This window comes from Pseudonocardia adelaidensis (assembly GCF_039543345.1).
GTDB lineage: Bacteria > Actinomycetota > Actinomycetes > Mycobacteriales > Pseudonocardiaceae > Pseudonocardia > Pseudonocardia adelaidensis.
The window spans coordinates 1-15893 of sequence record NZ_BAABJO010000065.1 but is presented as its reverse complement, the minus strand read 5'-3'; the positions used below and the strand labels follow the sequence as shown (position 1 = coordinate 15893).

The following is a 15893-nucleotide window of genomic DNA, read 5'->3' as shown; positions in this document are numbered from 1 at the left end:
CGATGTCGGCGTTGATGTGGAACGCCGCGGTGCCGGCGGGCCAGTAGCCCGAACACTCCTGGCCCCGGATGGTGCGCCACGGGAACGCCGCCCCGCGCAGGCCCAGCTGCTCGGCGCGCTCGTAGGCGAGCGGGAGGATCGACTGGCGCCAGCGCAGCGCGTCGGCCGCGGCATCCGGGGCGATGTGGGACAGGACAGGGATGCAGAAGGTCTCGGTGTCCCAGAAGGTGTGGCCGTCGTAGCCCTCGCCGGTGAGCCCCTTCGCCCCGATCGCCCGCCTTTCGGCGCGGGCGCCGGCCTGCAGCACGTGGAACGCCGCGAGCCGCACGGCCTGCTGCAGCTCGGCGTCACCGTCGATCTCGACGTCCGCGGTCTCCCAGAAGTCGTCCAGGTACGCCTGCTGCTCACCGCACAGGCCGTCCCAGCCGGTGTAGCGGGCCGCCGCCAGCGCCGCGCGGACCTGGTCGTGCAGTGCGGGCAGCGACCGCCGCGACGACCAGCCGTAGGCCAGGTACTTCACCAGCCGCAGCGTCCGCCCGGGCTCGAGGCGCGCGATCACGGTGGTGCGCCCGATGTCCTCGGTGGCCTCGGAGGTGACCTTGACCCCTTCCGGGCCGTGCACCTCGTGGTCCATCGCCGCGGCCACCCGCAGCCCGGAGCGGCGGGTGCGGTGCAGCAGCGTGGCGCCCGCCTCGTCGCAGCGGTGCTGCTCGGCGACGAGCGGGTCGGTGAGCGCGGCCTCGACGCGCGGGTCGGCCTCGTCGCGCGCCGGCAGCTGCTCGTTCGCCACCAGCTCCGACTGCACGACGAGCAGGGCGGGCGCGTCGAGCACCTCCACCTCGTACTCGATCGCGGCGATCGCCCGCTGGGTGAGCGACACCAGCCGCGTGGAACGGACCCGCACCACCCGGCCCGCGGGCGAGGCCCACTCGACCTCACGGGTGAGCGTGCCGGCCCGCAGGTCGAGCACCCGCTCGTGCCGGTGCAGCTGCCCGTAGCGCAGGTCGAACGGCTCGTCCTCCACCAGCAGCCGGATCAGCTTGCCGTTGGTGACGTTGATGATCGTCTGCCCGGACTCCGGGTACCCGTACCCGCCCTCCGCGTAGGGCAGCGGCCGCCGCTCGTAGAACGAGTTCAGGTACGTCCCCGGCATCGCGTGCGGATCGCCCTCGTCGAGGTTCGCCCGCAGCCCGATGTGCCCGTTGGACAGCGCGAACACCGACTCGACCTGGCCCATCCGGTCCAGGTCCAACCGTGGCTCCCGCACCACCCACGGCTCCACCGCGAACGCGCGGCCCGGATCGGGGCTCATGACGCGTTGCCCAGCAGGTCGGCGAGGTCGGTGACGACGATGTCGGCGCCGTGCGCGCGCAGTGCGTCGGCCTGCCCGAGCCGGTCCACCCCGACGACGAACCCGAAGCCGCCCGCCTTCCCCGACGCGACGCCCGCGAGGGCGTCCTCGAACACGACGGCCTCGCCCTTGCCGACGCCGAGGTCGGCGGCCGCGGCGAGGAACGTGTCGGGCGCGGGCTTGCCCGGCAGACCGCGCTCCATCGCGGTGATCCCGTCGACGCGGTGGTCGATGAGGCCCGCGAGGCCCGCGACCTCGAGCACCTGCCCCGCGTTCGCCGAGGAGGACACGACGGCCGTGGCGAGGCCGGCGTCCTTCACGGCGTGCAGGTAGCGCACCGAACCCGGGTACACCTCCACCCCGACGGTGACGATCTTCTCCTGGACCAGCGCGTTCTTGCGGGTGGCCAGGGCGTACACGGTCTCGGCGTCCGGGGCGTCGCCCGGCCCACCCGCGGGGAGCTCGATCCCGCGGGAGCGCAAGAACGAGTCGGTGCCCTCCAGGCGCGGTTTGCCGTCCACGTACGCGGCGTAGTCGCTCGTGACGTCGAACGGCCGGAACGGGGTGCCCTCCCGCTCGGCGCGGGCCCGCAGGTACTCGTCGAACATCTGCTTCCACGCAGCGGCGTGCACGCTGGCCGTGTCGGTGAGCACGCCGTCGAGGTCGAAGAGGCACGCGCGCGTGCCGTCGGGAAGGCCCAGCATGTGCGCACGGTACCGAGCCCGCGATCACGGAGGGAGGCGGAGTCGGCGACGCGGACGGATCCCGGCTCGCCGGGGCGGCTGCCAGCGCTGACCGCCGGGCTCCACGGCCGGCATGGCCACGCCGGCGTCACCGAGCGGGCGCCGGCGTCCTACGAGGGCAGGCGGATCGTCCGGACCGCGGCCGAGCCGCCCGTCACCCGCACCTCGCACCCGCCTTCCACCGGGCGCGCCGCGAGGGTGAGCAGGCCGCCCTCCGGCCGCGGCTCGATGTCGCGCTGAACGGCCTCGCGCACGGCGGCGAGGATCTGCATCGGGGTCACCGGGAGCGGGTGCAGGGTGGGCGCGACGTCCACCGCCACCTGCAGCCGCGGGCCGAACCGGGCCTGTTCCAGCTGCAGGTACCCGTGCACGGCGGCGAGCTCGTCACCCAGGGTGCTCCCGCCCACCTTGTCGGCGGCGCGGGACAGGTCGGCGAAGCCGATGAGCAGGTCGCGGGCCCGGCCGGGATCGGTGCGGATGAGCGCGGCGATCGTGTTCAGGGAGTTGTAGACGAAGTGCTGCTCCAGCCTGCGCACCTCGGTGGCGGCGCCGCCCGCGGGGGCCTGCTCCGGCGGCGCCTCCGGCGCTGGCTCGGTCGGCGGCACGGCCGGCACGTCGGCGGGCCCGGGTGCCGGGACGGCGGGCGCGGGTTCCGGCGGACGGGCCCACCGGTCCTCGTGGACGTCCGCGGGGTCGAGCAGCCCGCGCCAGTAGGGGCGGCGCATCCGGCCGCCGCCGATCCAGCCGGAGAACTCGGCCAGCCCCACCAGCCCGGGGTGGGCCCAGCGGGCGTGCCGGGCGGCGGCCGCGGGCACCGCGGCGACGAACGGGGACGCTTCCTGCTCGCGGTTCGCGAGCGCGGTGGAGAGCCGGTGCCGGTCCCCGAGCGACACCCCGACGCGCCCGACGTAGTGCACGGCACCGGGAACGTCGGCCACCGGTGCGCCGAGCAGCAGGGTGCCCACCGTCTCGGGCCGGTGCGGGTCGGCGGGCGTCCAGCCGCCCACGAGCACCTGGCGCGTGCGCGTGACGGGCACGCGCAGCCAGAACCGCGAACGCCCCCCGGGGTGGTAGCGGCCGCGCACGTGGCGGGCGTGCAGGCCGTCGGCGCCCTTCTGCTCGGCGATCGCGAGCATCGTGTCGATCTCCGTGGCGGGCAGCGGGGAGGTGGTCCACACCGGCGGGCTCGCGAAGCCGAGACCGTCGAGCAGCGCACGGCGGTCGGCGTAGGGCAGGTCGGTGGTGCTGTGGCCGTCGAGCCACAGCAGGTCGGCGACCTGCAGGTCGACGGGGATGCGCCGGATCGTGGCGTCCGACGGGCGGTGGCGCGCGCTGCGGCGGGCGATCAGCCGTGGGCGCACGGCGTGCTCCTCACCACGCGCGACGAGCGTGCCGTCGAGGACCATCCCGCCCGGCGGCGAGCGGCGCAGCAGCGGCTCGGCGAGCTCGGGGTAGGCGGCGGTCATCGAGTTGTCCGCGCCCGAGAGCAGCCGTACCCGTCTTCCGGGCTCGACGTAGGCGATGCAGCGGTGCCCCGTCCAGGCCACCTCCACCATCCAGTCGGGGCCGGTGGGCGGGTCGCCGGTGACGGTCCCCGGCTGCATGGGCGGGACGAGGGCGGGCACGCCGCGTGGGGTGGCCCGCTCCGTCACGAGAGCCACCGTAGCTGGCCGCCGTCACGTCGCCATCCACCGTGGGGGACGATCGAGGCACCATGAGCCTCACCGACCGGCTTCCGCCCGCGCCCGACCCCGACGCGCTCGTCGAGGCGTTCACCGACTGGGCGTTCGAGGAGCGCGGCCTCTCGCTCTACCCGGCGCAGGAGGAGGCGCTGCTGGAGCTGGTCACCGGCGGCAACGTGATCCTCTCGACGCCCACGGGCTCGGGGAAGTCGCTCGTCGCGGTGGGGGCGCACGCTGCGGCGCTCGCGCGCGGGGAGCGCACCTTCTACACGGCGCCGATCAAGGCGCTGGTCAGCGAGAAGTTCTTCCAGCTCATCGACACCTTCGGCGCCGACAAGGTCGGGATGCTCACCGGGGACGCCGCGGTGAACGAGAAGGCGCCGATCATCTGCTGCACCGCGGAGATCCTCGCCAACATCGCGCTGCGCTCCGGTCCGGGTGCCGACGTCGGATCGGTGGTGATGGACGAGTTCCACTTCTACGCCGACCCCGACCGCGGCTGGGCCTGGCAGGTGCCGCTGATCGAGCTCCCCCAGGCGCAGTTCCTGCTGATGAGCGCCACGCTCGGCGACGTCTCGTTCTTCCGCGAGGACCTCACCCGCCGCACGGGGCGGGACACCGCCGTGATCACCTCGGTGGAGCGGCCGGTGCCGCTGCACTTCCGCTACGTCCTCACGCCGCTGCACGAGACGATCGCCGAGCTGCTGCAGACGCACGAGGCCCCGGTCTACGTCGTGCACTTCACCCAGGCCGCCGCGATCGAGCGGGCGCAGGCGCTGATGAGCGTGAACGTGACGTCCCGGGAGGACAAGCAGGCCATCGCCGAGCTCATCGGGCGCTTCCGATTCACCGCGGGCTTCGGCCGGACGCTCTCGCGGCTGGTGCGCCACGGCATCGGCGTGCACCACGCGGGCATGCTCCCGCGCTACCGCCGGCTGGTGGAGACGCTGGCGCAGGCGGGACTGCTGAAGGTCATCTGCGGCACCGACACCCTCGGCGTCGGCATCAACGTGCCGATCCGCACGGTCCTGTTCACGGCGCTGAGCAAGTACGACGGGCAGCGCACCCGGCCGCTCAAGGCCCGCGAGTTCCACCAGATCGCCGGGCGCGCCGGGCGCGCGGGCTACGACACGACCGGCACGGTCGTCGCCGAGGCGCCCGACCACGAGGTGGAGAACGCCCGCCTGCTCGCCAAGGCGGGCGACGACCCCAAGAAGCGCCGCCGGGTGGTGCGCAAGCAGCCGCCCGAGGGGTTCGTCGGGTGGTCGCAGACGAGCTACGAGAAGCTGCAGAACGCCCAGCCCGAGCCGCTCACGAGCCACTTCAAGGTCACCCACGCGATGCTGCTGAACGTGATCTCCCGGCCCGGGGACGCGTTCACCGCGATGCGCCACCTGCTGGAGGACAACCACGAGCCGCGGGCCCGGCAGCTCCGCCACATCCGGCGCGCCATCGCCATCTACCGGGCCCTGCGCACCGCGGGCGTCGTCGAGGAGCTCCCGGAGCCCGACGCGGAGGGCCGCCGCGTCCGGCTCGTCGGCGACCTGCAGCTGGACTTCGCGCTCAACCAGCCGCTCTCCCCGTTCGCGCTCGCAGCCGTCGACCTGCTCGACAAGGAGGCACCGCAGTACCCGATGGACGTCCTGTCGGTGCTCGAGGCCACGCTCGACGACCCCCGCCCCGTCCTGCAGGCGCAGCAGAAGAAGGCCCGCGGGGAGGCCGTCGCGGCGATGAAGGCCGAGGGCATCGAGTACGAGGAGCGGATGGCGCTGCTCGAGGACGTCACGTACCCGAGGCCCCTCGACGAGCTCCTGCACGCCGCGCTGGAGACCTACCGCCGCGGCCACCCGTGGGTGGAGGACGCGCACCTGTCGCCGAAGTCAGTGGCGCGGGACATGTTCGAGAAGTCGATGACGTTCGTCGAGTACATCGGGCACTACGGCCTCGCCCGTTCCGAGGGCCTCGTGCTGCGCTACCTCGCCGACGCCTACCGCGCCCTGCGCCAGACCGTGCCGGACGAGGCCAAGACCGAGGAGCTCGTCGACGTCGAGGAGTGGCTCGGCGAGCTCGTGCGCCAGGTCGACTCCAGCCTCCTCGACGAGTGGGAGGCGCTCGCCGCGGGCGAGGGCACGGGCGAGGAGCCCGAGCGTCCGTCGCTCGACACCACGCCCACCGCCGTCACCGCCAACCCGCGGGCCTTCCGCGTGCTCGTGCGCAACGCGATGTTCCGCCGCGTCGAGCTCGCCGCCCTGCGCCGGTGGGACGAGCTGGGTGAGCTGGACGCCGAGGCGGGCTGGGACGCCGACGCGTGGCGGGAGGCCCTCGCGCCGTACTTCGCCGAGCACGGCGACGACGGCATCGGGACGGGCCCGAACGCCCGTGGCCCGCAGCTGTTCTCCGTCACCGAGGAGCCCGAACGCTGGCTCGTCCGGCAGGTGCTGGAGGACCCCGAAGGCCACGGCGACTGGGCCATCACCGCGGAGGTCGACCTCGCCGCGTCCGACGAGCAGGGCACCCCTGCCGTCTGGGTCACCGGCGTCGAGCCGCTGGGCGGCTGACCGCTCCGCTCCCCCGCTCCCGGCCCGGGCGACACGCCGGGGCGCGGTGTCCATGATCGGTTGACGTTTCGAAGGCGTCAATGAATGATTGACGGCATGAAGTACGAGGACGCCGTGCGCTGGCTCGACCGGGTCGATCCGATGATCGCCCGGCCCGACCGCTCCATCACCGGCCGGCTGGACCGGCTCAAGGAGGTGTCCGCGGACGGCGGGCTCACCCGGGACGCCGCAGCGGCCTGGTACGCGCTCGTCGGCGAGATGCGCCGCCTGGCCGACTACTACGAGCGCGACCTCATCCGCAGGCTGCGCGCCGACGGGCTGACCTGGGCCCAGGTCGCCGACGCCGTGCAGGCGCAGCTGTCGAGCCGGCAGGCCGCGCAGGCGAAGTGGAAGCGGCTGCTCGACCCCGGCCGTCGCACCACCACCGGCGACATGAGGCGCGGCGGACGCCCCCGCCAGTCCCCCTGATCCGGATCGCTCATCCGGCCTCCGACCGGCGCGGAGCGGTAGGCTCCCCGCCAAGATCGCCCCTGGACACGGGCGGTCAGGGTCACGAGCGGGGGCGCGCCATGGGCGATCACGCGCTGGCGCTCGGCACTGCGTGGGCCGGCTCGGTGCAGGCAGCGGGCTTCATCGCACTCCCGCGCCGCGAGCTGACCGCCGCGCTCGTCGAGCGGGCCGGCGTGCTGCTCGACGCGGCCTCCGGGACCGGTGACCCGGCAGCGGCGGGCGCCGTCGGGCGGTGGCTGGTGGAGGCCCACTTCACCCACCCGTCGACCCTGGAGCACACGCTCACCGTGCTCGGGCCCGCCCTCGTCCGGGCCGGCCCGGACCGCGGTCCCGCCGTTCTCGCCGCCCTCGCCCGCGGGTACGCCGCCGCCCTCCAGGAGCGCACGCGCGCCGAGCAGGAGCGGATCACCGCGGCCGCGTTCGTCGCCCGGACCGCCGCCGAGCAGGCGCGCTGGGCGAGCGAAGCCCGCTTCGGAGCGCTCTTCGCCGACGCGGCGATCGGCATCGCGATCGTCACGGCCGCCGGCGAGATCGTGGAGGTGAACCGGGCGCTCTGCGAGATGTTCGGCCGCCCGGCCGACGAGGTGCTCCACCGCAGCGTGGACGTGTACATCCCGGCTGACGACCACGAGCACCGGCAGACGCTGCGCGCGATGCAGGCCGGCGAGCTGGAGCACGCCCGGCTCGAACGGCCCTACGCCCACGCCGGCGGCGAGACGATCTGGACCGACATCGTGCTCTCCCTGGTCCGGGCGCCGGACGGGGCGCCCCGCTTCATCGTCGCCATGATCGCCGACGTCACCGAGCGGCACCGCCTCGAGACGTCGCTGCGCCACCAGGCCGAGCACGACCCGCTGACCGGCCTCCCGAACCGCACCCTGTTCTTCGAGCGGCTGGAGGCCGCGCTCGAGGCCGGGCGGCACGTCGGGGTGTGCTACCTGGACGTCGACGACCTCAAGGCCGTCAACGACACCCTCGGTCACGACGTCGGCGACCACGTGCTGCAGACGCTCGCGCGCCGCCTCGCCGCGGAGGTCGGCCCCGGGATCGGTTCCGGGGCCCGTGCGGGGGCAGGGGGCTCCGGGCACCTCGTCGCCCGGATGGCGGGCGACGAGTTCGTCGTGCTCGTCGAGCGACCCGCGGACCGGCCCGACCCCGCCGAGCCCCTCCGGGTGGCGCAGCGGGCGCTGGACGTCGTGCGCCGACCGGTCGTCTCCGGGCCGCACCGGATCGTCGTGTCCGCCAGCGTCGGCGTGGTCGAGCGCGAGGACAGCGCCTCCGGGTCCGGGGAGCTCGAGAAGGCCGCGGACCTCATGAAGGCGGCCGACACCACCCTCCACTGGGCGAAGAAGGACGGCCGCAACCGTGTCGCGCGGTTCGACGCCGAACGCCACCGCGCCGCCGTCGCCCGGTTCGAGCTGTCCGCCCGGATGCCCGACGCCCTCGAGGCGGGTGAGTTCGTGCTGGACTACCAGCCGCTGGTCCGCCTCACCGACCAGCGGCTGGTCGGCGTCGAGGCGCTCGTGCGGTGGGACCCCCCGGGCGGCGACCGCATCGGCCCGGACGTGTTCATCCCGCTCGCCGAGGAGAGCGGGCTGATCGTCCCGCTCGGGAGGTGGGTGCTCTCCGAGGCGTGCCGGCAGGGGGTCCGCTGGCGCGAGGAGCACCCGGACACGCAGCTGTTCGTCAGCGTCAACCTCGCGGCCCGCCAGGTGCGCGAGCCCGGGATCGTCGACGTCGTGGCGAGCGTCCTCGCCGAGTCCGGCTGGCCGGCCCACGCGCTGCAGCTCGAGCTCACCGAGAGCGACCTCATGGGCACGACCGGGGAACCCCTCGACGCGCTGCCCGCCCTCGCGGCGATGGGCGTGCGCATCGCCATCGACGACTTCGGCACCGGCTACTCGAACCTCGCCTACCTGCGCACGCTGCCGGTGCACGCGCTGAAGCTCGCCGGGCAGTTCGTCACGCGGCCCTTCGCCACCGGGATGCCCGACGCCTCCGGCGAGGACGGCCACGACGGGGTGGACCTCGAGGTGCTCGCGCTGCTCATCGAGCTGGCCCACACGCTCGGCCTCTCCGTCACCGCCGAGGTCGTGGAGACCGCGGTGCAGCTGGAGCGGCTGCGCAAGCTCGGCTGCGACACCGGGCAGGGCTGGTACTTCGCCCCACCGGTGCCCCCGGCGGCGGTGCCGGCCCTGTTCAGCGGGCCGGTGGGACCGACCTGACCGGTCCCGCCCGGCTCACGACCTCCTGAGTCCGCCCAGGACGCGACGCATCAGGGCCAGGTCGGCGCCAGCGCCGCGGTGGACGGTCACGACGCCCGCGGCCGCGAGGTCTCCCACGAGGACCATGGCCACCCCCAGCGGCACGGCCGCGTGGGCCGCGAGCTGCGCCACCGCCCGTGGCTCCCGGCACAGGCCCAGCACGGCGCCGTGCTCGCCGGTGAGACCGGCAGGAGCGACCTGCGCGTCGGCCGACACGAGCGTCTCGATCGACAGCTCGAGCGACGCGCGCGTCCGTCCCCCGGTGAACACGTACGGCCGCACGAACGCCGACCCACCGGCGACCGGCACCTCGACGTCCGGCACCTCGACGTCCGGCGCAGGTGGCGCCGCGGGGTCCGGCGGGCGCGGGGGCGCAACGTCGGGGCGGGAGGGGAGCCCGCGGGCGGGGTCCCCCCGTTCCGCTTCCTGCGGACGCCGCCGAAGCGGGCGCCCGTCAGCCCCACCACCGGGCCGTCGGGAGCAACGGGGTACTCGCGTGGCACTTTTCGTGCTCACATGATCACTAGGTGTGAGCCGCTCGCCGCGCGGTCGAGAGTGGAAGGATCACGGGCATGACGCAGCCCATCCGGATCGCTGTCCAGATCCAGCCCCAGCACGCCGACTACGCGCAGATCCGCGCCGCCGTCGCCGAGGCCGAGGACGCCGGCGTCGACATCGTGTTCAACTGGGACCACTTCTTCCCGCTCAACGGGGAACGCGACGGGAAGCACTTCGAGTGCTGGACGATGCTCGGCGCATGGGCCGAGGCCACCAGCCGCGTCGAGATCGGCGCCCTCGTCACCTGCAACAGCTACCGCAACCCCGAACTGCTCGCCGACATGGCGCGCACCGTCGACCACATCTCCGGCGGCCGGCTCATCCTCGGGATCGGCGCCGGCTGGTTCCAGCGCGACTACGACGAGTACGGCTACGACTTCGCCACGGCAGGCGCCCGGCTGGCCGACCTCGCGCAGGCCCTCCCCCGCATCCGCGAGCGCTGGTCCCGGCTCAACCCGCCACCCACCCGCGACATCCCCGTCCTCATCGGCGGCGGTGGGGAGCGCAAGACCCTGCGCTACGCCGCCGAGCACGCCACGATCTGGCACGGCTTCGGCGATCTCGAGACGTTCACCCGCAAGTGCGGGATCCTCGACCGCCACTGCGCCGACATCGGCCGCGACCCGGGCGAGATCGTGCGGTCCGTGGGTGTGAACGCGCCTCCGCAGGACGTGGCCGACCGGTTGGTCGCGGCCGGGGCGGGCCTCTTCACGATCGGCGTCAGCGGCCCCGGCTACGACCTGGGTCTCGTCAAGGAGTGGATCGCCTGGCGCGACGCCCGGCGCTGACGCGACCAGGGGGTCGCGAGTGGATACGCGTGCTGCAGCACGCGTATCCACTCACGGGTCGGCCTCAGGCCGGGACCGATGCGCGCCGCTCCGCGTCCCGCTTCGCCACCTCGGCCCGGACGAGCGGGATGACCTCGCGACCGAACTCGCGCGCGTCCTCCAGCAGGTCGTAACCCCGGGCCGAGAGGATCCGTACGCCCAGGTCGTAGTAGTCCAGCAGGGCTGCGGCGACGGTCTCGGGCGTGCCGACCAGCGCCGTGGAGTTGCCCGCGCCGCCGGTGGCCTTCGCCGTGACCGTCCACAGCGCCCGGTCGTGCCGCTCACCCTGCTCGGCCACGGCGAGCAGGCGCTGCGAACCCGCGTTCTCCGGGTCGGTGAGCTTGTGGCGGCGGGTGAGCTGCACCCCGCCCTTCGTCCGGTCCTGGATGCGGGCCACGGTGGCGTAGGCCTTCTCCCATGCCTCCTCCTCGGTGCGGCCGAGGATCGGGCGGAAGGCCACCTGGAAGGTCGGCGCCGGGCGGCCCGCGGCCGCGGCGAGCTCGGTGATCGAGCGGATCTGCTCGGCGGTGCCGGCGAGCGGCTCACCCCAGAGCGCGTAGATGTCCGCCTCCTCCGCGCCCACCCGGTACGCGGCGGGCGACGACCCGCCGAACGAGATCCGCGGGCGCGGCTTCTGCACGGGCTCGACGTCGAGCACGAAGTCGGTGAACCGGTAGTGCTCGCCGTGGAAGTCGAACGGTTCGCGCTCCGTCCACGCCTTCTTGAAGATCTGGATCGCCTCGCGGGTGCGGGCGTAGCGCTGGTCCTTGGGCAGCGTGTCGCCCTCGCGCTGCTGTTCGTGGTCGTTGCCGCCGGTGATGACGTGCACGGTGGCGCGGCCACCGCTGATCACGTCCAGCGTGGCGATCGTCTTCGCCGCGAACGTGGGGTAGGAGACGTTCGGCCGGTGGGCCACGAGCACCTGCAACCGTTCGGTGCGGCAGGCGATCAGCGCCGCACCCTGCGCGGGGTCGGCGCTGCCGCTCCCGTACGCGGTGAGCACGCGGTCCCAGCCGGTCTCCTCGTGGGCGCGCGCCAGCGCGACGGTGTACTCCGGGTCGAACGCCGGACCGGAGCGGGGACGCGTCTCGGTGCCGTCGTTGGTGGCTCCCATGCCGAGGAACTCCACGGGCATGTCGTACTCCTCGAGTGTGGTGGAGGGGGTGGCGGGCTAGGAGAGGTCCTGAACAACTCCGGCCGTAGCGAGCGGCGTCCAGGTGGTGTCATCGCAAGGCGGAGGTTCGCGCCGATACCGCTGTCGTACCGGTGCGGACGTCCAACGCGGCGCGGGCCGCCCGGGCGTCGCGCAGTAGGCCCGAGTCGTTCAGGGCGCTCCTAGGAGCCCGGACACACCGCCGACCACACCCGGCCGAGGTCGACGTGCCGCCGGCTCACCAGCGGAACGCGGACGGCGCAGAACGTGGAGAAGACCACGACCTCCACTCCAGCACCCGCCGCCGCGCCCGTCAACGGGCGTGCGGGCGGACACACGTCCTGTGCCGGCGCCGCGATGCCGACCTACAGTCGGAGCGGTTCATCCTGCGCACACGTGAGGACGGTCGCCCGTGGGCTCTGCCATCGCGATCGTCGGTGCGGGCCCCCGGGGTGTCGGGATCCTCGAGCGGCTGGGCGCCAGCGGGCCCGAGCTGGGCCCGGACGGCATCGACGTGCACCTCGTCGATCCCCACCCGGCCGGGCCCGGGCGGATCTGGCGCCACGACCAGTCGCCGCTGCTCGCGATGAACTCCATGGCCGCCGACGTCACGATGTTCACCGACGAGACCGTGGTCTGCGACGGGCCGATCGTCCCCGGCCCGTCGTTCTGGGACTGGGCGCAGGCGCTCCGGGCGGACGGCGACCCCGACTCCCTCCGCGACTCCCTCGGCCCCGAGCTCGCCACCGAGCTGGCCGCCGTCACCTCCTCGACGTTCCCCACCCGGCGCCTGCAGAGCGCCTACCTGAGCTGGGTGCTGCGGGAGGTCATCGCCGGGCTGCCACCCGGGATGCGGGCGCACGTGCACCGCACGCGCGCCGTCGGCCTCGCCGAGGACGGTGACCTGCAGGTCGTCCGGCTGGAGAACGGCGACGTGCTGCGCGTCGACGCCGTGGTCCTCGCGTCCGGGCACCTCGACGCCACCCCGACCGACGAGGAGCGGGCGCTCGCCGCCCGTGCCGACGACGCCGGGCTCACCTACCTGCCTCCGGAGCAGACCACGGACTCGGACCTGTCGGTGATCGCCCCGGGTGGGACCGCGCTCGTCCGCGGGCTCGGCCTGGCGTTCATCGACCTGGTCGTGCTCCTGTTCGAAGGGCGGGGCGGGCGGTTCGAGCCCGACGGGGACGGGTTGCGCTACGTGCCGTCCGGGGCGGAACCGCGGCTCGTCGCGGGGTCCCCCCGCGGGATGCCCTACCACAGCAAACCGCACTACGGCCTGCGCGCGGGCCGGCCGCCGCTGCCGCGGTTCTTCGGGCCGGCCGCCGTCGACCCGCTGATCGGCTCGGGCGGGCCGGTCGAGCTGGGCACGCAGGCGTGGCCGTTGATGGCGAAGGAGATCGCCTGGGGCTGGTACCACGAGCTGTTCGTCGGCCACCCGGGGCGCGTCCGGCTGCCGTGGGCCGAGTTCGCGGCGCGCTTCTCCCGGCTCGACTGGCGCTCACCCGCGATGGCCGAGCTGATCGCCGCCGCCGTGCCCGACCCGGTCGACCGGATCGACCTCGTCGCCCTCGACCAGCCCCTCGCCGGCGTGCGCGCCCCGGATCTCGGCGCGTTGCAGCCCCTCGTGCGCGAGCGGATCGCCGAGGACCTGCGCCAGCACGTCGATCCGGCGCACACGCCGCACCTGGGCGCCTTCGTCGCGATGCTGTCGGTGTACGGCGAGGTCACCCGCCTCGCCGGTTCGGGGGTGCTGTCGGCCCGTTCCCGGGCGGTCGACCTGGCATGGTGGCAGGGCTTCTTCAACGCGGTCGCGAGCGGCCCGCCCGGCTTCAGGGTGCGCGAGCTGCTCGCGCTGTCGCGTGCCGGGTACGTCGCGTTCCTCGGCGAGGGGATGTGGGTGGACGTCGCAGACGGCGCCTTCCGCGCCGGCAGCTCCAGCGTGGCGGGTGGGCCGCCGGTCACGGCCCGCACCCTCGTCGACGCGCGCCTGCCCGGCCCGAGCGCGTCGCGCACCACCGACCCGCTGATCGCCGCCCTGCTCGCCGACGGCGCCGTGAGCGAGGAGGTGCTGCGGGACGCCGGCGGCACCGTCCTGCGCAACACCGGCCTGATCCGGGTCCGGCCGTCCGACGGGGCGCTGATCGACGCCACGGGCACCGTGCACCCGCGGCGGTTCGCGGTGGGCCCGCACACCACGGTGAAGGTGGCGGGGGCGTTCACGCGTCCCGGCATGAACGCCCAGAGCCTGCGCTACAACGACGCCGTCGCCCGGGCGGTGCTGCGCAGCCTCCCCGGGGCACGGGCCGCGGCCGCGTAGTCGTCCGATACGGTGCGACCGCGACGGTGGAAATCGATTTCACGACGCCGAACGTCCGCGGAGGCACCGATGGCGCACCCCATCCCGCTGCAACCCGAGATGGCCCTTCTGAGCACGGCGGTCACCCGCTCGATCAGCCCCGAGAACCCGACCGGGGCCCCCGGCGCGGGCGGCGGCGCCACCGAGGGCACCGGCGCGGCGGCCGCCCGCGACCTCGGCCGCGGCTGGAAGGTCTCGCCCTCGATCGAGGTGCCGGCCGGCAGGACCGCCTCCCTCGCCGAGATCGACGGGCCCGGCGTGGTGCAGCACATCTGGATCACCACCCACCCCTCGCACTGGCGCAGCCTGCTGCTGCGGATGCATTGGGACGGCGACGCCGAACCGGCGGTCGAGGTGCCGATCGGCGACTTCTTCTGCCACGGGTGGGGCGAGTTCGCCCAGCTGTCGTCCCAGGTCGTGGCGGTGAACCCGCACGGGGGCTTCAACAGCTACTGGCAGATGCCGTTCCGGTCGGCCGCCCGGATCACGCTGGAGAACATCGGGCCGGACCCGGCGATCGTCTACTTCCAGATCACCTACTCGCTCGCCCCGGTGCCCGAGCAGGCCGGCTACCTGCACGCCCAGTGGCGGCGCGACAACCCCCTCGCGAAGGGCGACACGCACACGCTCGTCGACGGCGTCACCGGGCGGGGGCACTACGTCGGCACCTACCTCGCCTGGGCCACCAACTCGAGCGGCTGGTGGGGCGAGGGCGAGGTGAAGTTCTACCTCGACGACGACCGGGACGCCGACGACGTGCTCCCCACCATCTGCGGCACCGGCACCGAGGACTACTTCGGCGGCGCCTGGAACTTCGACGTCCCCGGCAGCGGCTACACCGCCTTCACCACCCCCTACCTCGGGCTGCACCAGGTCCTGCGCCCCGACGGCTGCTACCGCAGCCAGCAGCGCTTCGGCATGTACCGCTGGCACCTGCCCGACCCCATCCGGTTCGCGCACGCGCTGTCCGTCGACGTCCAGGCGCTCGGCTGGCGCTCCGGCAGGCGTTACCTGCAGCTGCAGGACGACATCGCCTCGGTCGCCTGGTTCTACCTCGACCGGACCTCCACCCGGCGGCCGCCGACCCCCGACGCCGACCACCTGGAGGTCTGCTGACGGCCGTGCCGAGCGCGGGACCTGCCACACTTCCTCGGGTGGCGGCGACGCGGAGCGCGGGAGTGGTGCTGCACCGACCGGGGCCGGACGGCACCGAGGTGCTGCTCGGGCACATGGGCGGGCCGTTCTGGGCCCGCAAGGACGACGGGGCGTGGTCGATCCCCAAGGGCGAGCACGGCCCCGACGAGGACCCGCGGGCGGCGGCGGCCAGGGAGTTCGCCGAGGAGCTCGGCGCGCCCCTCCCGGACGGGGTGCTCGTCGACCTCGGGGAGGTGCGGCTCTCGGGTGGGAAGCGGATCACGGCGTTCGCCCTCGCCGCCGACTTCGACGCCGACCGGATCGTGCCCGGCACGTTCACGCTGGAGTGGCCGCCGCGGTCGGGGCGGCAGCAGGAGTTCCCCGAGATCGACCGCGCCGCGTGGTTCGGTCTCGACGCCGCCCGGAGGAAGATCACGAAAGGGCAGCTGCCGCTGCTGGACCGGTTGCCGGCCCTGCTCGCCGGGTAGCGGGACCGTCGTGGGATCACTGCTCTCCGGACTGCTGCGCGGCTCCGCGGCGGGCGCCGCCGGCGCGGCCGCGTTCCTCGCCACCGCCCCGCTCGACGCCTCCGCCGCACGGGCGGACCGGGCCCGCCTGGGCTCGGACCTGCTCGCGGGCACGGCCGCCGGGGTGGGGGTCGGTGCGCTCGCCGGGGTGCTGCGCGCGGCCGGGGTCCGCCCGCCCGCCGCCGTGAGCGGCCCGCTGCTCGGGCTCGCGGCGGCCGCGGCGAGCG

At 74.4% G+C, this 15893-nt stretch carries 13 protein-coding genes; 8 read left to right on the top strand and 5 right to left on the bottom strand.

Features of this window, described 5'->3' with window-relative positions; genetic code table 11:
• From ABEA81_RS41865 to ABEA81_RS41855, 3 genes are all read right to left on the bottom strand, one after another.
• Positions 1–1312: glycoside hydrolase family 65 protein (locus ABEA81_RS41865; RefSeq protein ID WP_459077167.1), on the bottom strand; the 1312-nt coding region annotated here is incomplete at its 3' end.
• Complete coding sequence (locus ABEA81_RS41860) at positions 1309–2055, bottom strand: HAD family hydrolase (protein WP_345613555.1); 747 nt, start codon at positions 2053–2055, stop codon at positions 1309–1311. The genes ABEA81_RS41865 and ABEA81_RS41860, both read right to left, overlap by 4 nt.
• 149 nt (positions 2056–2204) lie before the next feature.
• On the bottom strand, positions 2205–3746 hold the full coding sequence (locus ABEA81_RS41855; RefSeq protein WP_345613553.1) for an ATP-dependent DNA ligase: 1542 nt from the start codon (positions 3744–3746) through the stop codon (positions 2205–2207).
• 62 nt (positions 3747–3808) lie between these two features.
• Here ABEA81_RS41855 and ABEA81_RS41850 point away from each other — a divergent pair, with 62 nt between their 5' ends.
• From ABEA81_RS41850 to ABEA81_RS41840, 3 genes are all read left to right on the top strand, one after another.
• Positions 3809–6334, top strand: coding sequence for a DEAD/DEAH box helicase (locus ABEA81_RS41850; protein ID WP_345613551.1), 2526 nt, complete (start codon positions 3809–3811; stop codon positions 6332–6334).
• Between the two features lie 96 nt (positions 6335–6430).
• Complete coding sequence (locus tag ABEA81_RS41845) at positions 6431–6802, top strand: hypothetical protein (protein ID WP_345613549.1); 372 nt, start codon at positions 6431–6433, stop codon at positions 6800–6802.
• A 101-nt stretch (positions 6803–6903) separates the two neighbouring features.
• Entirely contained in the window at positions 6904–9069 is a 2166-nt protein-coding gene (locus tag ABEA81_RS41840; protein WP_345613547.1) for a putative bifunctional diguanylate cyclase/phosphodiesterase, read from the top strand.
• 15 nt (positions 9070–9084) lie between these two features.
• Here the strand turns inward: ABEA81_RS41840 and ABEA81_RS41835 are convergent, their stop codons facing one another.
• On the bottom strand, positions 9085–9432 hold the full coding sequence (locus ABEA81_RS41835; protein ID WP_345613545.1) for a DUF742 domain-containing protein: 348 nt from the start codon (positions 9430–9432) through the stop codon (positions 9085–9087).
• 248 nt (positions 9433–9680) lie between these two features.
• Here ABEA81_RS41835 and ABEA81_RS41830 point away from each other — a divergent pair, with 248 nt between their 5' ends.
• Positions 9681–10454 carry an LLM class F420-dependent oxidoreductase gene (locus ABEA81_RS41830; RefSeq protein ID WP_345613543.1) on the top strand — a complete coding sequence of 258 codons (774 nt, stop codon included), beginning with the start codon at positions 9681–9683 and terminating at the stop codon, positions 10452–10454.
• A gap of 64 nt (positions 10455–10518) precedes the next feature.
• On the opposite strand, the gene ABEA81_RS41825 is transcribed toward ABEA81_RS41830, so the two are convergent.
• A complete protein-coding gene (locus ABEA81_RS41825) occupies positions 10519–11628 on the bottom strand; it encodes an LLM class flavin-dependent oxidoreductase (RefSeq protein ID WP_345613541.1) in 1110 nt (369 codons plus the stop codon).
• Positions 11629–12058: 430 nt separating this feature from the next.
• Here ABEA81_RS41825 and ABEA81_RS41820 point away from each other — a divergent pair, with 430 nt between their 5' ends.
• The 4 genes from ABEA81_RS41820 to ABEA81_RS41805 form a co-directional block, all read left to right on the top strand.
• Positions 12059–13966: an FAD/NAD(P)-binding protein gene (locus ABEA81_RS41820; protein ID WP_345613539.1), complete on the top strand. Its 1908-nt coding sequence runs from the start codon at positions 12059–12061 to the stop codon at positions 13964–13966.
• A 69-nt stretch (positions 13967–14035) separates the two neighbouring features.
• Positions 14036–15121, top strand: coding sequence for a glycoside hydrolase family 172 protein (locus ABEA81_RS41815; RefSeq protein ID WP_345613537.1), 1086 nt, complete (start codon positions 14036–14038; stop codon positions 15119–15121).
• Positions 15122–15159: 38 nt separating this feature from the next.
• Positions 15160–15627 (top strand): NUDIX domain-containing protein, encoded by a 468-nt coding sequence (locus tag ABEA81_RS41810; protein WP_345613535.1) that lies wholly within the window; start codon positions 15160–15162, stop codon positions 15625–15627.
• Positions 15628–15637: 10 nt separating this feature from the next.
• A partial coding sequence (locus ABEA81_RS41805) for a hypothetical protein (protein ID WP_345613533.1) occupies positions 15638–15893 on the top strand: 256 nt, incomplete at its 3' end.